This window comes from Lampropedia hyalina DSM 16112 (genome assembly GCF_900129055.1).
GTDB classification, from domain to species: domain Bacteria; phylum Pseudomonadota; class Gammaproteobacteria; order Burkholderiales; family Burkholderiaceae_C; genus Lampropedia; species Lampropedia hyalina.
The window spans coordinates 1-20,872 of sequence record NZ_FQUZ01000045.1 but is presented as its reverse complement, the minus strand read 5'-3'; the positions used below and the strand labels follow the sequence as shown (position 1 = coordinate 20,872).

Sequence of the window (20,872 nt, the reverse complement as noted above, 5' to 3'; positions counted from 1 at the left end):
CATGGCTTGGCAGTCAAGCGGTGCTTTCTAGCGGCATACAGCCCCGAGCGGCTCACCCCCAGCAGTCTGCACAGTTGGGTGATTTGGGCCTTCTCCTGCCACTGATTGATCATCTGCTGGATCACTTCAGTTCCCGAGCGAAGAAGGCCGATGCCTTTTTTAGGATGGAGACATCCTCACGCAGGCGTTGGTTCTCTGTCTCCAACTGGCGAATGCGCTGCTGCTCGGCGGTCAGCGGCTTGCCCTGGCCCGGCTGGCCAGCCTGCTCGGCATCGTACTGCCGCAGCCAGCGGCGCACAGCACTGTCGACTAGCTCCAGGTCGCGGCAGACCTGGCCTACGCTCAGGCCTTGGTCTCGGATCATTTGCACGACCTGCAGCTTGAAGGTCGGATCGAAGTTTCTACGGGTTCGGCGTGTCATGTGTGTTGACTCCTCGGGTTGATGATCTTCCCTTATCGAGGTGTCCACGAGAATTAGACCAGCACAAAGATTCCGCTGAATTTTGTGCCGTTTTCACTCATCGGCATTACATTGGCGATTTTTCTGGGTTTTCGTAACAGTACGGCCTATGCGCGCTACTGGGAGGCCCGCACTCTGTGGGGTATGGTGCTGACGCATACGAGAACCCTGACCCGCCAGGCCTTGAGTCTCACCAGCGATTCAGCGCAGGCCCGGCCACTGGTTTATCGCTTATGTGTTTTTGTTCACGCGCTCAAGCATCAGTTGCGTGCCACGGATGCCCGTGGCGATGTGGCCATGTTCCTGTCGCCAGGGGAATGTGAGCGAGTGACCCAGGCGCGTTTTCCTGCATCCGTGGCATTGTTGCTGGCCGATGAATGGCTGGGGCAGCGGTTGCGGCAAGGGCAGATTGCGCCGGTGATTGTGCCTGCACTGCAACGCCCGCTGGAACAACTGAGCAATGCCCTGGGAGGGGGTGAGCGTATTGCCAGTACGCCTATTCCATTCACTTATTCCGTCATCATCCACCGCAGCATTTATCTGTATTGCTTTTGGTTGCCATTTGGTCTGGTGGACAGCATTGGCTTCATGACCCCCGTGATTGTGTGTTTCATTGCCTACACTTTTTTTGCGTTGGAAGCATTGGGGGCAGAACTGGAAGATCCGTTTGGCATGGAGGCCAACGATCTGGCACTGGAGGGCATGTCCTACATGATTGAATCCACGCTGCTGGAGATGCTGGATGAGCCGCCTCGTACGGCACAGCCTCAGGTCAGGAACTTTGTGCTGCACTGACTGGGGGAGCCTGCTGAAGATGGTGGTGATTGTTGGTTCTTTCTGAATACTTCATTCCATCTGTATGGATTTATTGCCATGCCCAGGGTTTTTATACTTCCCGCAGTTTCATCATTTCATGGGAGATAGACATGGCAAATCATTCCCTTCAGGGCAAGGTGGTTCTGATTGCGGGAGGTGGCAAAAACCTCGGTGGCCTGATTGCGTGGGATTTTGCGGCACAGGGTGCAAAAGCGGTGGTCGTGCATTACCACAGCGATTCCAGCAAGGCGCAGGCCGATGCCACGGTGGCGGCCGTGCAGGCATTGGGGGCTGAGGCTCTCGCGCTTCAGGCGAATCTGGCCACGGGAGCTGCGACCGAGCAATTGTTTGCCGATGCCCGTGCCCGATTCGGCCAGATTGATGTGGCCATCAATACCGTGGGCAAGGTGCTGAAGAAGCCCATCGTGGAAATTACCGAAACGGAATTTGACGACATGAATGCCGTCAATAACAAAACAGCTTTTCTGTTCCTTCGGGAGGCCGGCAAGCAGGTGGCCGACCACGGCAAGGTCATCACACTGGCTTCTTCCTTGTTGGGGGCATTCACTCCGTTTTATGCGGCATATGCGGGCAATAAGGCTCCCGTGGAACACTACACCCGTGCGGCAGCCAAGGAATTCGGGGCGCGCGGTATTTCGGTCACGGCAGTAGGGCCAGGCCCGATGGATACGCCGTTTTTCTATCCTGCGGAAGGCCCTGAAGCCGTGGCTTACCACAAGACTGCGGCGGCTTTGTCGGCATTCAGTCCCACGGGTTTGACGCATATTGAAGATGTCGTGCCTTTCATCCGCCACCTTGCAACCGACGGTTGGTGGATTACGGGACAGACCATTCTGATCAATGGTGGCTATACCACCAAGTAAACATCAGGGTATGGGCCAGCAGGGTGTGATTCCACATGGATTTACAATGGCTTTGCCTTCCCGCCATTGAGGAGATGCCATCCATGTGCGCCATCAACAAAACCGACTCTGCGATTGCCAAGCCCAGGCCAGTGTCACCAGAGGCACTGGATTTGCTGCATTTTTGGCAGGAAGCTGGTTTGCAGGGACATTGGTTCAGCAAGAACCCACGTTTTGATGCCGAGTTTCACGATCGGTTTCTGTCTCTGCATGAGGCGGCCGTGGTCGGTTTGCTGGATGACTGGCGGACTACTCCACAGGCGGCATTGGCGTTGCTGATTTTGCTCGACCAGTTTCCGCGCAATGCGTTTCGCGGTACGCCCCGCATGTATGCCAGCGATACGCTCGCGCTTGAGCTGGCCCACCAGATGCTGAATGCAGGCATGGATGCGCAATTGCCACAGGACTTGCGCCTCTTTTGCTACTTGCCTCTGTCGCATGCCGAGAATCCCCACGATCAGGCCAAAGCGGTGCAATACAACCGAAGTCTTGGCGAGCCTTTCCTGCACCATGCTCTGGAGCACGAGGAGGTGATCCGCCGGTTTGGACGTTTCCCCCACCGCAATCCCATACTGGGGCGCGAGAGTACGCCGCCGGAGCTGGCGTTCCTCGCCCAGGGTGGTTTTGCAGGCTGACGGCGCAGCCTGTACATTGGCATGTCCACAGACCGTCTGGAACAGTACCGGATTTTCATGCAGGTGGCAGACAGGGGGAGTTTCACCCGTGCCGCCGATGCCCTTGGGTTGCCACGGGCCACAGTTTCCACCGTGGTGCGGCGGCTGGAAACCCAGTTGGGCACGCGCTTGCTGCACCGGACTACCCGGCAAGTCAGCCTCACCCCGGACGGAGAGCAGCTGCTGGAGCGTTTGCGTCCGCTGCTGCTGGATGCCGATGGCATTGAATGTATGTTTGCCCCCCAGGCGCATCAGGTGGCCGGACGTTTGCAGGTGGAAGTTCCCAGTCGGATCGCACGCAAGCTGGTGGTGCCTGCCTTGCCGATGTGGCTGAAACGCTATCCACACATGCAGTTGGTACTGGGTTCGAGTGACCGCAGTGCCAATCTGGTGCAGGAAGGGATTGACTGCGTCATCCGTATCGGCGCGGTGGCAGACAGCAGTCTGGTGGCCAGACCCCTGGGTGCCTTGCGCATGGTGAACTGTGCCAGCCCGGCGTACCTGCACGCGCATGGCATCCCGGTCGCACTGGATGATTTATCGCTGCATCGCACCGTCGGGTATGCTTCGCCTTCTTCCGGGCGGGTCTTGCCCTGGGAGTATCTGGATGCCAGCGGGGCCGTGTGTGGCCTGGATGTTCCGAGCGCGGTGGTCGTCAATAACGCAGAAACCTATCTGGCCTGCTGTCGTGCGGGCTTGGGCTTGATACAGGTGCCTCGCTACGATGTACAGGAGTTGTTGGCGCGTGGCGAATTGGTGGAGGTTCTGCCGGACTGGTTGCCACAGCCCGTGAATGTCACGGCCTTGTATCCGCACCGGAGGCAATATTCAAGCCGTCTGGCCGTTTTTATCGAATGGTTGCAAGGTTTGCTGAATCCTCATGTGGTGGCCTAGGGCGTGTCATCATGTAGATTCGCCCCCGCGCCAGTGCGCCCCGACAGGCCAATCTAGGCGCACGCCGCCGCCCGTATGTCGATACGGGCAAGGTGTGCAACGACGAGTGGCCTGTCGGGGCGCACTGGCCCGAAGGGTTGGGCCCAAAAAGGCCGTGCGCGGCGTTGCAAAGCCTCGCAAGGCATGAAGCCTTGCTGCGTTTTGCGCCTTGCTCACAGCCTTTTTGGACTCCAACGCGGGGGCGAATCTACATGATGACACGCCCTAGCCGCATGGTGGAATGGCAGATCGGTAAAAACGGCGGTACCAGATATTTTCCGAAGTCATGGTGTTGCCGATGACAGCTTGGTGACCCAGGCGGTCTCGAAGGGCCTTGTCAGGCCAAGAAAGACCAGCCGCTTACAATGTTTGGGCGTTTGCGGCCGGTGAATGCCTTGCAGAAAGAAAGGTCGTCCCATGTGATTGCTCCTGCTTTCAGGCATGGTGCACCGTCTGCTTGCCTGCATGACACGCCCTAAGATCGTAAACACGTTCTAACAATTCAAGGAGACTTTCATGGCGAGTATGTTGGCGATTGTGGTGTCGTTGCTTCTCTTGATGTATTTTGCCTATCGCGGCGTGACGGTGCTGTTGCTGGCTCCGTTGATGGCGGCTCTGGCCGTGCTGCTGTCAGGGGAAATCACTTATTTCCTGCCCATTTACACGGGCACGTTCATGACGGCACTGGGCAATTATGTGTTGCAGTTCCTGCCGATTTTTTTGCTGGGAGCCTTGTTCGGTCGCCTGATGGCCGATTCGGGAGCAGCGGCGACACTCTCGCAGTGGATTGTGGACAAACTGGGGGCGCGTCATGCCGTGGCCACCGTGGTGCTGGCCTGTGCCTTGCTGACCTACGGTGGCGTATCCCTGTTCGTGGTGGCATTTGCGATTTATCCGATTGCCCGCGATCTGTTTCGTGAGGCGGATATTCCCAAGCGGCTGATTCCCGCAGCCATTGCGCTGGGTTCCTTCACGTTCACCATGACGGCGATGCCGGGAACCCCGGCCATCCAGAACGCCATTCCGATTCCCTATTTCGGCACCAATGTGTTTGCTGCTCCCGGTCTGGGCCTGATTGCATCGGCAATCATGCTGGGCGGTGGCCTGTGGTGGCTGAACCAGCGTGTGGCCAAGGCTAGGCAGAGTCGTGAAGGCTACGGCGAGCATCCGGATGAGGGCGGGTCGCAGCCCCATGCGGGCGCGGATGCCGATGACGCACGTTTTGTGCGTTTGCCGCTGTTGCTGGCCTTGCTGCCACTGGTGCTCGTGGTGGGCGTGAATGCCCTGTTCACCTACATCGTCTTCCCTGCCACGGACTTCAGTGCCGTCACCGAACGTTTTCCGGCGGTGAACCCAGGCCGTTCGACGGGGTTGTGGGCCTTGATTATCTCGCTGGTGGTGGCCTGTACGGTACTGGTGGTGATGCGACTGGGGCACTGGCGCAACCTGAAGGAGACGATCAACCAAGGGGTGTTCGGCTTCATGCTGCCATTGTTCAATACGGCATCCGAAGTCGGCTATGGCGCGGTGATTGCCAGCCTGGCAGGCTTTGTGCTGATTCGGGATGCGGTGCTGAATGTGTCCGACAATCCGCTCATTTCCGAGGCGGTGGCCATGAATGTGCTGGCCGGCATCACCGGCTCCTCATCCGGTGGTTTGAGTATTGCGCTGCAAACCCTGGGAGCGGATTATCTGGCCCTGGCGCAGCAGGCGGGCATCAGCCCGGAATTGCTGCACCGGGTGGCCGTGATGTCTGCCGGTGGTTTCGATACCCTGCCGCACTGTGGAGCCATCATCACCCTGTTGTCCATCTGCAAGCTGACCCATCGGCAGTCGTACCTGAACATCGCTGCGGTAACGCTGATGTTCCCGATCACCGCGCTGGTGGTGGTGATCCTGCTGGGTACCTTGTTTGGCAGTTTCTGAACGTAGTGATAGTGACCGGTCTGTGGCCAAAACCCGCAGGCTGGTGGATGAATGGCCCACTCCTTGCCATGCTGCCTCACTGGTGAGCCCACAATGGTGACGCGAAGGCGGGAATTTTTTGCCAGTTGGCTGGCTCTCATGCTCATTGCGGTATGTTGTGTGCCGCCGTTTTCATTCCCTGAACCCAACTCTTGTTTTCCATGAATACTGCTGCTTCCATCCATTCCTCCAGCCCATCCTACAGAGCCTGGATTCGTGCCGGATTGTCGGCCGGTGCGGTGGCAGTTGCCTTGTGGGGCTGGCATGGCACGGCATCTGCTTCTACCGCAGCGGCACAGGACATGCAGATTCAGCCGCCGCCTTCCACGCAGATGGTGTTCGATGTCAAGGGCAAGGTCAGCGGCATCGCCTACAGTGCCACGGCGCAGATCGAATGGACTGCTGGCAATGGCCGCTACCGTGCCTTCCAGCAGGTTCGGATGCCGTTGCTGGGCGCACGCTCCCAGACCAGCAGCGGGCGCATCGGCCTATTGCATCTGCAACCCGAAACCTTCGAGGACAGCCGCCGCAACCGCATCCTGCGCTTTGATCCGGCAGCGCACACGGTGGTGTATCACCAGGCCCAGACGGCAACGCCCATTCCCGCCGACTCGCAAGACCGGCTCAGTGTCTTTTTCCAGCTTGCCTCTCTGGTGGCCGCCCAGCCCCAGACATTCGTTGCAGGTAAACAGGTCAAGATTCCCACCGTCAGCTTCAACAAGCAGGACTATTGGACGTTTGAAGTGGTTGGCACCGAAACGCTGTCATTGTCGGCTGGAGCCATGGATACGGTGAAACTGCGTCGCCTGCCTCGCAAGGCCGATGACCAGACGGCAGAGATCTGGCTGTCCCCCTCCATGCAGTATCTGCCAGTGCGCATTGCCGTGCGTGAGGACGATGGCGACGCACTGGACTTGCGCCTGCAAAAACATACGCGTGCGGTGCCTTGACCAACGCCCGGTGTGCCCACACAGCACAGCACTTGTCGCGCTCCTGCATCAGTTGTCCTGCCATGGGCAGGATTTGCGGCATACTGGAAACCCGACATGGGTTTGACCTTGCAGCTTACAGAAAGAAATCCACGACTTGAAATCCGCCAGCACGCCCATATCCTTGCACCGTGAGCCACTTCCCACGGAGGACTCGATGAATACCTTGTATGACTCCGAGTTGTTTTCTGTCGTCCACATGCAGCAGGACATGGGCGGCATGCCTGCCGCGCCGTTGTCAGGCCAGTCGGAAAGCGCATATTCCCTGGTGCGCCATGGTTTTGAAATCGTCGATAAACGCACCAAGCGCAAGGTGTACCTGGACGGAAGCTGGGCAGAGATTTTCCACGCCCAGATTCAGGAATGGCAGCGCAACACGCCCACCCAGGAAGAGGTGGAAGACACGTTGGACAGCTACACGGGCTTGGCCCAGCAGCCCGTAGTGATTCACTGATGCGACACCGCTGCCGTTTGCACTTTCTTTGATCCGGATGGATTGATTTTCCCTGCGCCATTCCTTCACGTTGCCCATGCCCCACACACAGCCCGACCCGTCCGACATGATTTTCTTTGCCGAAGTGGTGGAGCGTGGGGGCTTTGCCGCTGCGGGGCGGTTGCTGGATATTCCGCGCTCGCGCCTGTCGCGTCGGATTGCCATGCTGGAAGAGCAGATGGGTGTGCGGCTGTTGCAGCGCACCACCCGCAGCCTTTCCCTGACCAGTGCGGGTGAGAGTTTTCTGCGCCACTGTCAGGCTGTGCGGGATGCGGTCAAGGCTGCGTCGGAGGCCGTGGCCGATGCACAGGCCGTGCCCAAGGGAGTGGTGCGTGTGAGCTGTCCGGTGACACTGGCCCAATCCGTCGTGGGCGAGTTGATTCCCGATTTTCTGTTGCTGCATCCGCAGGTGCAACTGGAATTGCAGGTCAGCAACCGGGTGGTGAATGTGGTGGAAGAGGGCGTGGATGTGGCGTTGCGCATTCGCCAGTCGCTCGATGACAGCGCAAGTTGCGTGGTGAAGAAGCTGGATGTTTCCAGAACTTTCCTGGTGGCCAGCCCTGTGCTGTTGAGACAGTATGGAACGCCAGAGGTGTTGCAGCAATTGGCGCAGATACCCAGCATTGCGATGGAGCCGGGCACCCTGGGCAAGGTCAGTGTGACACTGGTGGACGACGATGGGGTGCGTGAAGTGTTGCACCATCAGCCGCGCTACATTGCCAACGATTTGATGACGCTGCGCTTTGCCGCGCTGGCGGGCACGGGCTGGTGCTGGCTGCCCGACTATATGTGTGTGCCCGACATTCGTTCGGGGCGGTTGGTGCGCTTGTTGCCACAATGGAATCTGCCACCGGGAATTGTCCACGCGGTCTTTCCGACACGTCGCGGCATGGCTCCAGCCGTGCGCAGTTTCCTGGATTATCTGGGAGCGCATCTGCCCGGTCGCAGCAGCCACGCCAGTCTCGTGGAGGTGCAGGTCGGGCCTGCCTAAATGCGTTCTGGGCGAGCCTCTCAGCGATGCGATGGCAGCCAGTGCTCGCGCACCAGTTCGCGCATGGTGGCCGCAGCACGGCCCCGGTGGCTGTAGCGGTTCTTCACGTCTTCCGGCAGTTCGGCGAAGGTTTTCTGCAATTCGGGCAGCCACAGCACCGGGTCGAATCCGAAGCCTTTGTCGCCTTTGCGTTCCGGGGCAATCTGTACCTGCACGCGGCCTACGGCGATCAAGGGTTGTGGGTCTTGTGGATGCCGCACTCCCACCAGCGTACTGACCATGCTGGCGTGGCGGTTGCTGTGGGGTTTCAATTGCTCCAGCAGGGCTTGCACATTGTGCCAGTCGTCCTTGGGGTAGCCGAACTGGGTGGCGTAGAAGGCGGTTTGTACGCCCGGCAGCCCACCAAAGGCATCGACGCACAGGCCCGCATCGTCGGCAATGCTGGGCAGTCCGGTGTGTTTTGCGGCGAACCGGGCCTTGGAGAGGGCGTTTTCCACAAAGGTGTGGAATGGCTCCGGGGCTTCGCCTTGCAGCAGTTGCCCTTGGGGAATCAGTTCGATGCCCAGTGGCTGAAACAAGGCTCCCAGTTCGTGGAGTTTGCCGGCGTTGTTGGAGGCCAGAACGATGCGCATGGTCATCTGCCTGCCAGTGCCTGGTGTTGCAGGTGCGTCAATTCCCGAATGCCTTTTTCTGCCAGGTCCAGCAGTTGTGCCATCTCGTCGCGCGAAAAGCTCACGCCTTCTGCCGTGCCCTGGACTTCGATGAATTGGCCCGCATCGGTCATGACGATGTTCATGTCGGTATCGCAGGCCACGTCTTCCTCGTATTCGAGGTCCAGCACGGGCGTGCCCTGTACGATGCCGACCGAAATCGCCGCCACCGAGCCTGTCAAAGGGCTTTGGCTCAACAGGCCCTGGCGCAACAGCCAGTCCACGGCATCGCGGGCGGCCACATAGGCTCCGGTGATGGCGGCGGTGCGGGTGCCGCCGTCGGCTTGCAGCACGTCGCAGTCGAGCTGGATGGTGCGTTCGCCCAATGCCTTCAGGTCGAATACGGCCCGCAGGGAGCGGCCAATCAGGCGTTGGATTTCCTGGGTGCGCCCGCTTTGCTTGCCTTTGGCCGCTTCGCGGCTGCTGCGGGTGTGGGTGGAGCGGGGCAGCATGCCGTATTCGGCGGTGACCCAGCCTTGCCCGGTGCCACGCTGGTGGGGCGGAACGCGTTCTTCCACCGATGCCGTACACAGCACTTTGGTATTGCCGAACGAAACCAGCACCGATCCCTCGGCATGGATGGTGTAGTGGCGTTCGATGCGCACGGGGCGCAGTGCGTCGAGGGCACGGCCCTGGGGACGGGAGAATGGCTGGTTCATGGAGTGTTCGGGTTCAGAAAAAACGAGAGCGAAAATCCCATGCGCATCGGTCTGGCTGTATGCGCAATGATCGGCTCACAAGGGTTTTTGCAGGGCTTGGCCAATGTCACGCAGGCTGCGTTCAATGTCGGCATCGTCCAGCAGTGGCGGCATGGTCTCGGTGGGGGGCAGGGTCTTCAGGGTGTCGGCAGGGACAAGGTTGGCCAGATCAAGGGCTGTCTGGCTGGAGTTGTTGTCCGCTGCGGCTTTTCGTGGCTCTTGCCAGTCCAGTGCCACAGCGGTGATATTGTCGCTGGATTTTCCGGCTGCATGAAAAGCATCCTCCACCATTTGTGCGACGGCCTCTTGCAGTGTCCCCTGAAATACCTGCTGGGCAAGGGTCTCGTCGTCCAATGTTCCCCACAGTCCGTCTGAGCACAGCAGCAAGCGGTCGTTTGGGTGCAGGACTTCTGGCGTACCGATGTCATAAATCGGGCGTGAAGGCGAACCCAGGCAGGTGAACAGCACATGAAGGCCCACCTTTGTCATGTCTGGGATCACCGAGTCGCGCAATTGTGCATAGGAGTGATCCCGTGTGCGTGTCAGCACGGCCTGGTTGCGAAACAGATAAAAGCGTGAATCTCCACAATGAATCCATTCCACCTGACCTTGCTGAACCACGGCAGCCACCAGGGTGGTGCGGGGTGCATCGGCCATGCCACGGTCAATCGCGTAGCGCAGAATCTGTCGGTGGGCGGACAGCAGCGCGACTTCCAGAAAGAGCGATACATCGTCCAATACGGGTTTGGCCTGGGCTTCAAACAGTGACACCACGGTTTGGATGGCAATGCCAGCGGCCACTTCACCCAGAGGGTGGCCTCCCATGCCATCGGCCACGACCAGCAGAATGGCCTCCGGGGTCTGGCGATAGGACATGGCATCTTCGTTCAGGCGACGCCCTCCCTGATGGCTTTGCTGGCAAACAGAGAATTTCATCAGAGCACCTGTTTCAATCGGTTTTTTTGTGGCGTGCAGACGACCACAGTGCATCCAGTTGCATCCGAACTTTTTCAGAAATAGACAGCGAGGGGTGAGCCAAATGCGCATCGCGTAGCAGTTCTCGCTGTAATGCAAATACCGACTGTGGTCGAGCCAGAGGATCCATGGACATGCACCACTCTACCACTTGAATCAGATTCTCTGAATATACTTTTCTGACGCGGCTCAACGCCAGGCCCAATCGGTCGTTTTCTCTGCGCTGTGGCACATCGTGGGGCGGCACGCCGAGCATGCAGGCATAGATGCAGGCACCAATGGCATAGATGTCCGTCCAGGGGCCCAGGGCCAGATCGCGCTTGTACATTTCCGGGGCGGCAAAGCCGGGCGTGTACATCGGGCGCACGAAATTGCCTTCCTTGGACAGCACCTCGCGTGCCGCGCCGAAGTCAATCAGCACGGCCTTGTCGTCATCGGTGATGAAGATGTTGGCGGGCTTGATGTCCAGGTGCAGCATCTTGTGCTGGTGCACGATGCGCAGGCCATGCAGCACTTCGTCGAACAGCGAGCGGATGGTCGGCTCCCGGAACACCTTGCGGCTGTTGGGATGGCGTGCCGTGACGATGAATTCCTGCAAGGTCGCTCCCATCAAATGGTTCATCACCATGTAGACGGTTTCGTTTTCCTCGAAGAAATTGAACACGCTCACCACGGATTCGTGGGAAATCTGCGCCAGCGAGCGGCCTTCCTCGAAAAAACTTTTCAGTCCCAGCCGGTACAAGGCCAGCTTTTCGGGAGCCACTATGGGGATCAACTGACCGGGTTCACGCGAGACCAGCGATGCGGGCAAGAATTCCTTGATGGCCACGGCCTGGCCATATTCATCCAATGCGGAATAGACCACACCGAACCCTCCCGATGAAATGCGGTGCAGCACCCGGTATCCTCCCACAACCGTATTGGGGGGCAAGGGAGCGGGTTTGGGTTTGTTGGGCATAAGGCAGGGAGTGTGTGACCGCAGGGCCGACGATCGGCAGAGAATGCCACAAAACACGGTCCCTGGCAGGCCGAATCGGTGTGTGTATGGCAGCACCCACCGATAATCAAGCATTTGGGGCATCGGCCTGGCACGATGCAAGATACACACTCTTTAAAAATGGGACAAACACATGGCAGTTTACAGCATGACAGGATTCGCGGCAGTGCAGGACAACGCCCCTCCTGCTGGACATTCTTGCGCCTGGGGGCTGGAGGTGCGTTCGGTCAATAGCCGCTTCCTCGACATCACCTTCAAGATTCCCGATACCCTGCGCGTGCACGAAGCCGCCCTGCGTCAGCTTGTCACCAGCGGCATCAAACGGGGCAAGCTGGAAATCCGCATCTTCAGCACCCACGCATCCAATCAGGCGATTGCCGTCCCATCGGCACCACGCCTGTCCCAATTGGCCACGGCCCAGGAGCAAGTCAAGGCCTGGCTTCCCCATGCACGCGAGCTGAGCGTGGCCGACATTCTGCGCTTGGGCGGTGGGGCCGACACCGGAGATTCCTCCTCGGCCCCAGCCTGGGAGCCGTTGCAGGCTCTTGCCATGCAAGCCTTGAAGAAACTCCAGAATGCGCGTGAGAAAGAAGGACAGCGGCTGGTGCTCTTGCTGCAAAACAATCTGGGCCAGTTGCGCACCCTGGCGGCACAGGCTGCGCCCTTGATTCCCCAGGCCGTGGAGCAACAGCGCGAGCGTTTCCTGTTGCGCTGGAACGAAGCCTTGGGCACAGCCAAGGCCGCCCAGATCACAGAGGCCATGCAGGAGCGTGCCCTGGCCGAAGCCACTGCCTTTGCCATTCGCATCGACGTGGCCGAAGAGCTGGGCCGTCTCAACGCCCACCTCGACGAAGTGGAAAGCCTGCTGACAAAAGGCGGTGAACTGGGCAAGCGTCTGGACTTCATGGTGCAGGAGCTGCACCGCGAGGCCAACACCTTGGGCAGCAAGTCCACCAGCCTGGAACTCACACGCATCAGCATGGATATGAAAGTGCTGATCGAGCAGATGCGCGAGCAGGTGCAGAATATCGAGTAAGTCGAGACACGTTCTTACACCATTCCTTATTCGAGAAAGCCATCCATGCGCCTGCTGTTTGTGGTCGATCCCATCGAAACCTTCAAAATCCACAAAGACACCACCTATGTGATGATGCGCGAAGCCCAGCGGCGCGGGCACACTGTGGCCGTGTGTGAGCCGCAGGAGATTTTCTGGTTGCGTGGCGGCCTGGTGACGGCTCCCGTGCGCACCATTGCGCTGCTGGATGCCCCGCAGGAAGGCCAGCCCTGGTGGCAGGTGCTGACCGAGGGTGAAGAGGCACTGTCGCACTTCGATGCCGTGTTGATGCGCAAGGACCCGCCTTTCGACAGCGAATTTTTCTACACCACCCACCTGCTGACCCAGGTGGAGCGTGAAGGGGGCCGGGTCTTCAATCGCCCGGCCAGTCTGCGCGAGCACCCGGAAAAACTCGACATCCTGGAGTTTGCCGCTTTCATTGGCCCGACACTGGTCACGCGCAGCGCGCAGCGCATCCGTGCGTTTCATGCCGAACACGGCGACATCATCCTCAAGCCGCTGGATGGCATGGGCGGCATGGGCATTTTCCGGGTGGGAGCGGATGGCCTGAATCTGGGCAGCATCATCGAAACCCTGAACCAGCAGGGCCAGACTTCGGTGATGGTGCAACGCTATATTCCCGATATTGTGAAGGGCGACAAGCGGGTGTTGCTGATCGATGGCGAAGTCGTGCCCCACGCGCTGGCACGCATTCCGCAGGGCAACGAGATTCGCGGCAACATGGCGGTGGGCGGCAAGGCCGTGGCCCAGCCATTGAGTGCGCGCGACCGCGAGATTGCCGCCGCACTGGGGCCTGTGCTGGCGCAGCGCGGCCTGCTGCTGGTGGGGCTGGACATCATTGGCGACTTCGTCACCGAGATCAATGTCACCAGCCCCACGGGATTTCAGGAAATCACCCGCCAGACCGGTTTCGATGTGGCGGCCATGTACCTGGACGCGCTGGAGCGGCGCGTGGCGGCCCGCTGATTCCCTCAAAGTTGCTTATACCGAAAATCATCTAAGACTTCGGTGAGAATAGCCGACCATACCGGTAATCTCCGGTGGTGGGTTCCTCCAGCCAGCATTTGCAGCCAAATCCCATCCATCCTTCTGTTTTTGATTTCATTCCATCGTCTATGAGCGCATTCAACGAAGAAAAAGTGCTGTCCATCCACCACTGGAACGACACATTGTTCAGTTTCAAAACCACGCGCGATCCTTCGCTGCGCTTCTCCAATGGCCATTTCACCATGATTGGCCTGCGCGTCAATGGCAAGCCGCTGCTGCGGGCCTACAGCATTGCCAGTGCCAACTACGAGGAAGAGCTGGAATTCTTCAGCATCAAGGTGCCCGACGGCCCGCTGACCTCGCGCCTGCAACACATTCAGCCCGGCGATACCCTGCTGGTGGGGCGCAAACCCACGGGCACGCTGCTGATCGATTACCTCCTGCCGGGCAAACGCCTGTATCTGCTGTCCACCGGCACCGGGCTGGCTCCGTTTCTGAGCACCATCCGCGACCCGGAAACCTACGAGAAGTTCGAGCAGGTCATCCTGGTGCATGGCACCCGCTTCGTCAATGAACTCGCTTATCAGAACCTCATCGAGAAGGAATTGCCAGAGCACGAGATTCTGGGCGAATACGTCAAGGGCAAGCTGCTGTACTACCCCACCGTCACGCGCGAGGAATTCCGCAACCAGGGGCGCATCACCACGCTGATCGAAAGCGGCAAGCTGTTCAGCGATCTGGGTGTGCCTGAAATCAGCCGCGACGACCGCATCATGATCTGCGGCAGTCCGCACATGCTGGCCGACCTCAAGGAACTGTTCGAGAAGCGTGGCTTTGAGGAAGGCAATACCTCCACGCCGGGCGAGTTCGTGATTGAACGCGCCTTCGCGGAAAAGTAAGCCCTTTAGGGAAGGTCTGCAAAACCCGTTGCGCCGCCCGCATCCCGCCACTGGGCGCATCGCTGCGTTGGCTTTTACGGTCAATAGCCCCACTATTGACCGTAAAATCCGCCTTGCGCTGCATCCCACTGGCGGGCGCGGGCTTACCGCAAGGGTTTTGCAGACCTTCCCTAGCTTGCGCTGTCCCATGCCAAACCGCCCGCCTGCGTGTGCAGGACGGGCGGTTTGGCATTTTTATTTTTCAGAATGTGTTTACATTCTCACAAGGGCTGCCCTGTGTGGGGGCAGACAAGCCTGATTATTGGCCGCCTTGCTGGCGTTCACCCACGAAAATTTCCACACGGCGGTTGCGCGAACGGCCTTCGGGTGTGTTGTTGGTGGCGACGGGTTCATAAGAACCACGGCCTGCTGTCTGGATGCGTTGCGGTGCCACGCCCTGGCTCACCAGATACTGGCGGGTGCTGTCGGCACGACGTTGCGACAGCGGGTTGTTGATGCCGTCGTTGCCGGTGCTGTCGGTGTGGCCGATGATGTACACGTCCGTGTTCGGGTTGTTTCTCAGGCTGTAGGCGAACTGATCGAGCAGCGGGGCGAACTGGGCCTTGATGTCGGCGCGGTTGGTGTCGAACGAGATGTCGCTGGGAATATCCAGCTTCAGCCGGTTGTCTTCCGTCTGCGTCACGACCACGCCGGTGTTGGCCATGGCGTTTTCCACCTCGGCACGCTGGCGTTCCATGCGCTGCGACCAGACATAGCCACCCAGCCCGCCCAGGGTCGCGCCAATGGCCGCACCCTTGCCGTCTCCGGCAATCGCGCCAACGACTGCGCCAATGCCCGCGCCGGTGGCGGTAGTGCGCTGGGTATCGGACATGGTGGCACATCCGGACAGTACCAGACTGGCTGCGGCAATGCCTGCAATGGCAAATGGGGAAAATTTCATCTGAATCTCCTTCAATCATTCAAACAATCGGGCTTCGCGTGACGCGGAACGGCACCAGCCGCATCGAATGCGCAAGCCCCCGGATTCTGCCTGACAGGATCAAGCGGCAGATTCACAGTATCGTGCATTTTGTCCGTTACGCCATGCGGCTTTCTCCGATGGTTGCTGGCTGGGTGCCCGTTTGAATTTATCACAGCACTTTGGGGGTGCTTCTCTTGTGGCAGGTGCCGAATCCTGAAAGAATAGAAAGCTGTGTGTTTTTATCGTACACAGCATCCGTCGCCGCAGCTTGCGACAAATCTTTTCCCAGATTGCCACTGCGTTTCACAATGACAAGCCCCAAGCCACTTTCCTTTTCCACCCTGTTCTCCAGCCGCCTTTCCCTTGCGCTGCTGTTGTCCCTGCTGGCCATACTGGCTGGCTGTTCGTCCAAACCGCCCCGCGCGCCCGATACCCTGCACCCGGTCAGCAGCCTGCCGCGCCTGGAAAGCAACCCGATTGGCCCCAGCGTGAACCGCGAGGCCAGCCTCTGGACACCCGTGCCCTGGAGCGATCTGCCCGGCTTCGATGCAGACAATCTCTCCGATGCCTGGCCTGCCTGGATGCACAGCTGTGAGCGTGCAACTTCAAACTGGCTGTCTGTCTGCACCCAGGTGCGCCAACTGACAAAAGCGAGCGATGCCGAGAAAAAGGCCTGGATGCGCAATGCCCTGCAACCCTATCTGGTGCGCAAGAACGATGGCAATGCGGTGGGCATGCTCACGTCGTATTACGAACCCGTGATGGATGCCGCCCGCAGGCCGGGCAATGGCTTCAATGTGCCGCTGTATCGCCTGCCCACAGGCTACAAGGGTGTGGGCGAATGGTTCACCCGCGAGCAGATCGAAGGCTCTGCCAGCGTCCAGCCGTTTCTGCAGGGCCGCGAGATTGCCTGGCTGAAAGACCCGGTAGATGCCATGGTGCTGCATATCCAAGGCTCTGGCCGTCTGAATCTGCGCGAACCCGATGGCCGCGTCGTGCAGGTGCGCGTGGCCTTTGCCGGCACCAACAACCAGCCCTACAAGAGCATTGGCCGCTGGTTGCTGGACCGCGATCTCATCCGGGATGCGAGCTGGCCCGGCATCAAGCAATGGGTGCGCAACAACCCTGGCCGCGTGCAGGAAATGCTCTGGAGCAACCCCCGCTATGTGTTCTTCAAGGAGGAGGCACTGCCTGCCCATGAACAGGCCAATGGCCCGCGTGGGGCACAGGGCGTGCCTCTGACGCCCCAGCGTTCCATTGCCGTGGATCGGCGCAGCATTCCGTATGGCACGCCGGTGTGGCTGATGACCGCCGGAGCCACCCTGAATGAAAAACGCCTGGTGCTGGCGCAGGATACCGGCAGTGCCATCGTCGGTGCGGTGCGCGCCGATTACTTTGCCGGCTGGGGTGAGGAAGCAGGCAATGTGGCTGGCCGTGTCAAGCAAGACCTGTATCTGTGGACGTTCTGGCCCAAGAATGTTGCATTGCCCTGAAGCCCCCGAGGGCTGAGGTGGTTGATACCCCATGAAAAAAGCGGATTGCCAGAAATGCAATCCGCTTTTTTCATAGGGGTTCTAATCGACTGCACGATCACTTGGCCCAGGTCTGGGTGACGGGTGCGGGCGATGCGGGGTTGATGGCGTTATAGACTTTTACGGGCTGTGCCACTGGCGGCTCGTTGATGTAATCGTATTGCGTTACCGCAATGCGCAGGTCGCTGCCACTGATAAAGCCTTCCACTTTGGGGTCGCCATTCAGGCCGGTTTGCAAATTCGGACTGGCTGCCGCAGTGCTGCCATTGTCTCGAATGCGCCCTGCCATACCGTATCCAACAGCTGGCTCCTGGTTATAGTCATAGTAATAAACGCTATAGGCTGTATAGGTTGTAGCCATTTTTCTCTCCTTGAGAAGTTGAAGTTGAGTTCAGCCCCTTTTCACCTGGCGTTCACCAGGCACCGGAAGTTGCCATGCCGGTATTCAGTTCAAAAGTTGTAATTGAGCGTCATGTAATAAGTGCGCCCCTGCTGTGGATGGTTGACGTTGTGTTTCAGTTGGACGGTTTCCGTGGGAATCCAATGATATTTATCTGGCTCATCAAAACAATCCCATTGATCTCCACTCGAACATCTCAGCGTGCTGGTAACACTGCTCGAATTCCTGTCCCGTGTTTGCTCAGGCCCTTTGTTGAACACGTCGTTCACGCCCAGCGACAGTTTCCAGCCCTTGGCAAAGCGGTAGTGCGCACCCAGGTTGATGGTGTTCAGCGGGTTCTCCCAGGTTTTGACATCCCGGTAAATACGCCCGATGTGGGTGCCTTCGATGAAGGTGCTCAGGTCGCCGTCCAGAAAATGCAGGTTCAGCCGCGCATTGGCCGCCAGTTGCGGGGCGTTGAGGGTGCGCGCCTTCTCGCCGGGATAGCGTTGCGTCGAGCTTTGGCCGCCATAGTAGTAATAGCCATCGTCATCGGTGTATTCACCGGCTTGCCGGGTGATGGCAAAGATCAGGTCGGCACGCCGACTCCAGGACAGCTTGCCTTCCAGCTCCAGCCCACGGGTGCGCGTGTGGCCGGTATTGACGTAGCCTGCCGCAATCGGCACGCTGTAGAGGGCGATTTCATTGACCGACTCGCGCTGGAACACCGTGGCGCGAAAGCCCCCGGTGAGCTGTTCGCCCAGGCGGCCGTCCCAGCCCAGCCCCATGTCCAGGTTGCGGCCTTTTTCCGGCACCATCGGTATGACGCCGCCTGTACTGTCCGTGCGGCTCACCAGGCCCAGGCCATTGCCATAGATTTCGTAAAAGCCGGGGTAGCGAATGTAGTTGCCATAGCTGCCAAACGCCTGCCAGCCGCTGGCGAAGTGCTTTTTCAGGCTCAGGCTGCCGGTGCGCGCCCAGTTGTAGTCGCCAGAAGGGCCGCCATTGGGGTCTTTCCAGGTCCAGCGGTTGCCGATGATGGGGCCTGCCAGTTTCTCGACCCGGAAGATGGGGGTCACTTGCAGATCACCCAGTGCCGGGATGGTGATGGTGTTCTGCACCTGCAAGTTGGTTTTGATGCGGCTGTAGTCCTGAATCAGCTCCGAGTTGGGGTTGCGGTTGTTCATGTCCGTGCGCAGGTTCTCCCAGTAACGCTCGGCATGGACTTCGATCTGGTGGTTCAGGCTGCTGGTGTTGAGCGTGTAGGTGGCATCGGTGGAGATGCCCTTGCGCGTGGAGTCGTAGCTTGACCAGCTTGATCCCATGCGGGCGTTGGGGGTGTTGATATCCAGATTGCGAAAGTCCTGGTCGCGGTCCAGCCAGGTCAGATTGGCGGCCAGCCCCAGGTTGCCAAAGCTGTCGTTCCAGCCCGCCACGGCCTCCTGCTGGAGCACGTTTTGCCGCTTGCGGTTGCGTTGGCCTTTTTCCACGACCGCTTGGCCAAACTGCGTGGTGTAAGAAGTCCAGGGCAAATCCTGATAGTGTTGATTAAATGCTGTATGACTAGGGATGCCGTCAGGCACGTCGCGCTCCATGTCGGTGCGGGCGTACTTGAACACGAAATTCTGGTTTTGCCACTTGAGCAGGGCATTCTGCTTTTCCGAGCGGTTGTTCTGGCGGGTGCGCTGGGCGGGAATTATTTCGCCAGTTACATGATGGTAGGGACGATTTCCAAAGTGACTGTAGTCCCACCCCTCGCCCAGGCGAGTGCCGTCTGACCACACGATGTTGCTCAGACCTTCCACGTTGTAATCCGTGTATTTGAAGTCCCCCTTGCTGCGATCATTGTCCAGGCCGATGAGCAGATGGCCGCCGGCCAGCGGCACGTTCAGGTTGGCACTTTGCTGCCGCCCGCCAAAGCTTTTGAAGCCCACCGAAACGCTGCCGCTGAAAGTGGTGGGCTTTTTGGTGACGATGTTGATGGCCCCGCCAATGGGCGCACCGGAAAAGCGCGCCGGGGTTACGCCCCGGTACACTTCCACGCGCTCGACGTTGGAGATGGGCAGGGTGGAGAGGTCGCCCGCCGTGTCGCTGGCGGTGTTCAGCGGCACACCATCGATGTAGATGTTCACCTGGCTGGGAGCCGCGCCGCGAATGCTGGCCGTGGTGTAGTGGCCGCTGCCGCCAAGGCTGCGCACATAGACGCCGGGAATCTGGTCGAGCAGATCGGGGATGGATTTGTGCTCGCCCTTGACATCGTCGGGGTACACCACCGAGACCACATCGGGCGAGAGCACTTCGCGCAGTTCCTCGCGGCTTCCGGTAACGACGACTTCCGCCAGCTCATTGGCCTGCGGGGCCTGCTTTTCTTCGGTCTGTGTGGTTTTCTGCGTTGCAGTCTGCGCATGGACGGCAGCCGCAGACATGGCGGTGCAAAGCACGGCAACGGCGGCCGATATACAGTTTATCTTCATGATGGGAACCCAAACAATGGCGTCAATTGTTCAGGCTGGGGCGTGCCGTCACGAACGGTCGGAACGCAAGGACGGACGGATGCCGACATCTGCCACGCGAACCGATGCGGCCCCAGCCGCTTCGTGCGTCGCCCAGACGGACATGTCCGCGCCTTCGCCAACCCCTGGGCAAAGGCCAGGGAAGGTCTGCAAAACCCGTTGCGCCGCCCGCATCCTGCCACTGGACGCATCGCCGCGTTGGCTTTTGTGGTCAATAGCACCGCTATTGACCATAGAAGCCGCCTTGCGCTGCATTCCACTGGCAGGCGCGGGCTTACCGCAAGAGTTTTGCAGATCTTCCCAAGAGCGACAGGCACTGGCAGGTCTCCTGGCTTGCGGGTCACCACGCCCTTGCACGGCCTTCCCGGACAGGATGATGTGTCCAGTGGCTGCGGCCCGGATGATTCCGTCCGCCGGTACAGGGGCATTCGCCGCTCACAGTTGCAGGGACAGCCTCGGCTTGGGGGTCTCTGAAAGACCTTGACCGTGTTCCCTTTTAAGGAAGGTCTGCAAAACTCTTGCGGTAAGCCCGCATCCTGCCACTGGGCGCATCGCCGCGCAACGGGTTTTGCAGACCTTACTTATTGATCCGGCCCTCAAATAGTCTCAAGCCGCGTATTTGATTCGTGGGTCTCGGAAGTAAGCTTTGACGCGCTCGGGCTGCTGCTCCAGTTGGGACATGTGCTCGTTGGTGACAACGCGCAGTTTGGCCTTGGTGCGTGCGGGCACCTTGCTGGCGATCACGTGCTTGAGCTCTGCATTCAAGCGCTCGTCGGGGTTGAGCTCCGGGCTGTAGCTGGGCAGGTAGAACACCTCGATTGCATCAACGTGCTCGGCCAGCCACGCCTTGACCGGCTTGCAGTGATGCACACCCAGGTTGTCCAGGATCAGAAACACCTTGC

21 protein-coding genes and 1 riboswitch are annotated in these 20,872 nt (G+C 59.4%); of the genes, 12 read left to right on the top strand and 9 right to left on the bottom strand.

What is annotated here, in order from left to right; translation table 11 throughout:
* Window positions 1–121 precede the first annotated feature (121 nt).
* Window positions 122–421, bottom strand: coding sequence for a transposase (locus tag BUE21_RS13475; protein ID WP_143164522.1), 300 nt, complete (start codon window positions 419–421; stop codon window positions 122–124).
* Window positions 422–490: 69 nt separating this feature from the next.
* Here BUE21_RS13475 and BUE21_RS13470 point away from each other — a divergent pair, with 69 nt between their 5' ends.
* The 8 genes from BUE21_RS13470 (at window position 491) to BUE21_RS13435 (ending at window position 8,244) form a co-directional block, all read left to right on the top strand.
* The gene (locus BUE21_RS13470; protein WP_084523328.1) at window positions 491–1,255 is read left to right on the top strand and encodes a bestrophin family protein; all 765 of its coding nucleotides are present in this window, start codon (window positions 491–493) and stop codon (window positions 1,253–1,255) included.
* 131 nt (window positions 1,256–1,386) lie between these two features.
* Window positions 1,387–2,160, top strand: coding sequence for an SDR family oxidoreductase (locus BUE21_RS13465; RefSeq protein WP_073357166.1), 774 nt, complete (start codon window positions 1,387–1,389; stop codon window positions 2,158–2,160).
* Between the two features lie 83 nt (window positions 2,161–2,243).
* The gene (locus tag BUE21_RS13460; RefSeq protein ID WP_084523330.1) at window positions 2,244–2,834 is read left to right on the top strand and encodes a DUF924 family protein; all 591 of its coding nucleotides are present in this window, start codon (window positions 2,244–2,246) and stop codon (window positions 2,832–2,834) included.
* 21 nt (window positions 2,835–2,855) lie between these two features.
* Window positions 2,856–3,767, top strand: coding sequence for a LysR family transcriptional regulator (locus BUE21_RS13455; protein WP_073357165.1), 912 nt, complete (start codon window positions 2,856–2,858; stop codon window positions 3,765–3,767).
* A gap of 555 nt (window positions 3,768–4,322) precedes the next feature.
* Window positions 4,323–5,732 carry a GntP family permease gene (locus tag BUE21_RS13450; RefSeq protein WP_073357164.1) on the top strand — a complete coding sequence of 470 codons (1,410 nt, stop codon included), beginning with the start codon at window positions 4,323–4,325 and terminating at the stop codon, window positions 5,730–5,732.
* Between the two features lie 200 nt (window positions 5,733–5,932).
* Window positions 5,933–6,721, top strand: a complete 789-nt coding sequence (locus BUE21_RS13445) for a DUF3108 domain-containing protein (RefSeq protein ID WP_073357163.1) — start codon at window positions 5,933–5,935, stop codon at window positions 6,719–6,721.
* A gap of 196 nt (window positions 6,722–6,917) precedes the next feature.
* Window positions 6,918–7,214: a BTH_I0359 family protein gene (locus BUE21_RS13440; protein WP_073357162.1), complete on the top strand. Its 297-nt coding sequence runs from the start codon at window positions 6,918–6,920 to the stop codon at window positions 7,212–7,214.
* A 76-nt stretch (window positions 7,215–7,290) separates the two neighbouring features.
* Window positions 7,291–8,244 carry a LysR family transcriptional regulator gene (locus BUE21_RS13435; RefSeq protein ID WP_073357161.1) on the top strand — a complete coding sequence of 318 codons (954 nt, stop codon included), beginning with the start codon at window positions 7,291–7,293 and terminating at the stop codon, window positions 8,242–8,244.
* Between the two features lie 20 nt (window positions 8,245–8,264).
* Here the strand turns inward: BUE21_RS13435 and BUE21_RS13430 are convergent, their stop codons facing one another.
* The 4 genes from BUE21_RS13430 to BUE21_RS13415 all read right to left on the bottom strand — a co-directional run bounded on the left by BUE21_RS13430 (window position 8,265) and on the right by BUE21_RS13415 (window position 11,585).
* Complete coding sequence (locus BUE21_RS13430; protein ID WP_073357169.1) at window positions 8,265–8,876, bottom strand: non-canonical purine NTP pyrophosphatase; 612 nt, start codon at window positions 8,874–8,876, stop codon at window positions 8,265–8,267.
* Between the two features lie 2 nt (window positions 8,877–8,878).
* On the bottom strand, window positions 8,879–9,613 hold the full coding sequence (gene rph / locus BUE21_RS13425; protein WP_073357160.1) for a ribonuclease PH: 735 nt from the start codon (window positions 9,611–9,613) through the stop codon (window positions 8,879–8,881).
* 75 nt (window positions 9,614–9,688) lie between these two features.
* A complete protein-coding gene (locus BUE21_RS13420; RefSeq protein WP_073357159.1) occupies window positions 9,689–10,588 on the bottom strand; it encodes a PP2C family protein-serine/threonine phosphatase in 900 nt (299 codons plus the stop codon).
* A gap of 13 nt (window positions 10,589–10,601) precedes the next feature.
* Complete coding sequence (locus tag BUE21_RS13415) at window positions 10,602–11,585, bottom strand: serine/threonine protein kinase (RefSeq protein WP_073357158.1); 984 nt, start codon at window positions 11,583–11,585, stop codon at window positions 10,602–10,604.
* Between the two features lie 187 nt (window positions 11,586–11,772).
* Here BUE21_RS13415 and BUE21_RS13410 point away from each other — a divergent pair, with 187 nt between their 5' ends.
* From BUE21_RS13410 to BUE21_RS13400, 3 genes are all read left to right on the top strand, one after another.
* A complete protein-coding gene (locus tag BUE21_RS13410) occupies window positions 11,773–12,660 on the top strand; it encodes a YicC/YloC family endoribonuclease (RefSeq protein ID WP_327069247.1) in 888 nt (295 codons plus the stop codon).
* Window positions 12,661–12,705: 45 nt separating this feature from the next.
* Entirely contained in the window at window positions 12,706–13,665 is a 960-nt protein-coding gene (gene gshB, locus BUE21_RS13405) for a glutathione synthase (RefSeq protein ID WP_073357156.1), read from the top strand.
* A gap of 149 nt (window positions 13,666–13,814) precedes the next feature.
* Entirely contained in the window at window positions 13,815–14,585 is a 771-nt protein-coding gene (locus BUE21_RS13400) for a ferredoxin--NADP reductase (RefSeq protein ID WP_073357155.1), read from the top strand.
* Window positions 14,586–14,883: 298 nt separating this feature from the next.
* On the opposite strand, the gene BUE21_RS13395 is transcribed toward BUE21_RS13400, so the two are convergent.
* Entirely contained in the window at window positions 14,884–15,525 is a 642-nt protein-coding gene (locus tag BUE21_RS13395; RefSeq protein ID WP_073357154.1) for a YiaD family glycine zipper/OmpA-like lipoprotein, read from the bottom strand.
* Between the two features lie 329 nt (window positions 15,526–15,854).
* On the opposite strand from BUE21_RS13395, the gene mltA reads away from it, so the two are divergent.
* Window positions 15,855–17,039 (top strand): murein transglycosylase A, encoded by a 1,185-nt coding sequence (mltA, locus tag BUE21_RS13390; protein WP_084523326.1) that lies wholly within the window; start codon window positions 15,855–15,857, stop codon window positions 17,037–17,039.
* A gap of 97 nt (window positions 17,040–17,136) precedes the next feature.
* On the opposite strand, the gene BUE21_RS13385 is transcribed toward mltA, so the two are convergent.
* From BUE21_RS13385 to BUE21_RS13375, 3 genes are all read right to left on the bottom strand, one after another.
* Entirely contained in the window at window positions 17,137–17,439 is a 303-nt protein-coding gene (locus tag BUE21_RS13385) for a hypothetical protein (protein ID WP_143164543.1), read from the bottom strand.
* An 89-nt stretch (window positions 17,440–17,528) separates the two neighbouring features.
* Window positions 17,529–19,931 (bottom strand): TonB-dependent receptor, encoded by a 2,403-nt coding sequence (locus tag BUE21_RS13380; RefSeq protein WP_084523325.1) that lies wholly within the window; start codon window positions 19,929–19,931, stop codon window positions 17,529–17,531.
* A gap of 340 nt (window positions 19,932–20,271) precedes the next feature.
* A riboswitch (cobalamin riboswitch) is annotated at window positions 20,272–20,518 on the bottom strand.
* Between the two features lie 58 nt (window positions 20,519–20,576).
* On the bottom strand, window positions 20,577–20,872 hold a 296-nt coding region (locus tag BUE21_RS13375; RefSeq protein ID WP_200796724.1), incomplete at its 5' end, for a transposase.

Bases quoted from the DNA above. Each gene is read 5' to 3' on its own strand.
- BUE21_RS13475 (WP_143164522.1), bottom strand. From the start codon at position 421: ATGACACGCCGAACCCGTAGAAACTTCGATCCGACCTTCAAGCTGCAG.
- BUE21_RS13465 (WP_073357166.1), top strand. From the start codon at position 1,387: ATGGCAAATCATTCCCTTCAGGGCAAGGTGGTTCTGATTGCGGGAGGT.
- BUE21_RS13460 (WP_084523330.1), top strand. From the start codon at position 2,244: ATGTGCGCCATCAACAAAACCGACTCTGCGATTGCCAAGCCCAGGCCA.
- BUE21_RS13455 (WP_073357165.1), top strand. From the start codon at position 2,856: ATGTCCACAGACCGTCTGGAACAGTACCGGATTTTCATGCAGGTGGCA.
- BUE21_RS13450 (WP_073357164.1), top strand. From the start codon at position 4,323: ATGGCGAGTATGTTGGCGATTGTGGTGTCGTTGCTTCTCTTGATGTAT.
- BUE21_RS13445 (WP_073357163.1), top strand. From the start codon at position 5,933: ATGAATACTGCTGCTTCCATCCATTCCTCCAGCCCATCCTACAGAGCC.
- BUE21_RS13440 (WP_073357162.1), top strand. From the start codon at position 6,918: ATGAATACCTTGTATGACTCCGAGTTGTTTTCTGTCGTCCACATGCAG.
- BUE21_RS13435 (WP_073357161.1), top strand. From the start codon at position 7,291: ATGCCCCACACACAGCCCGACCCGTCCGACATGATTTTCTTTGCCGAA.
- BUE21_RS13430 (WP_073357169.1), bottom strand. From the start codon at position 8,876: ATGCGCATCGTTCTGGCCTCCAACAACGCCGGCAAACTCCACGAACTG.
- rph (WP_073357160.1), bottom strand. From the start codon at position 9,613: ATGAACCAGCCATTCTCCCGTCCCCAGGGCCGTGCCCTCGACGCACTG.
- BUE21_RS13420 (WP_073357159.1), bottom strand. From the start codon at position 10,588: ATGAAATTCTCTGTTTGCCAGCAAAGCCATCAGGGAGGGCGTCGCCTG.
- BUE21_RS13415 (WP_073357158.1), bottom strand. From the start codon at position 11,585: ATGCCCAACAAACCCAAACCCGCTCCCTTGCCCCCCAATACGGTTGTG.
- BUE21_RS13410 (WP_327069247.1), top strand. From the start codon at position 11,773: ATGACAGGATTCGCGGCAGTGCAGGACAACGCCCCTCCTGCTGGACAT.
- gshB (WP_073357156.1), top strand. From the start codon at position 12,706: ATGCGCCTGCTGTTTGTGGTCGATCCCATCGAAACCTTCAAAATCCAC.
- BUE21_RS13400 (WP_073357155.1), top strand. From the start codon at position 13,815: ATGAGCGCATTCAACGAAGAAAAAGTGCTGTCCATCCACCACTGGAAC.
- BUE21_RS13395 (WP_073357154.1), bottom strand. From the start codon at position 15,525: ATGAAATTTTCCCCATTTGCCATTGCAGGCATTGCCGCAGCCAGTCTG.
- mltA (WP_084523326.1), top strand. From the start codon at position 15,855: ATGACAAGCCCCAAGCCACTTTCCTTTTCCACCCTGTTCTCCAGCCGC.
- BUE21_RS13385 (WP_143164543.1), bottom strand. From the start codon at position 17,439: ATGGCTACAACCTATACAGCCTATAGCGTTTATTACTATGACTATAAC.
- BUE21_RS13380 (WP_084523325.1), bottom strand. From the start codon at position 19,931: ATGAAGATAAACTGTATATCGGCCGCCGTTGCCGTGCTTTGCACCGCC.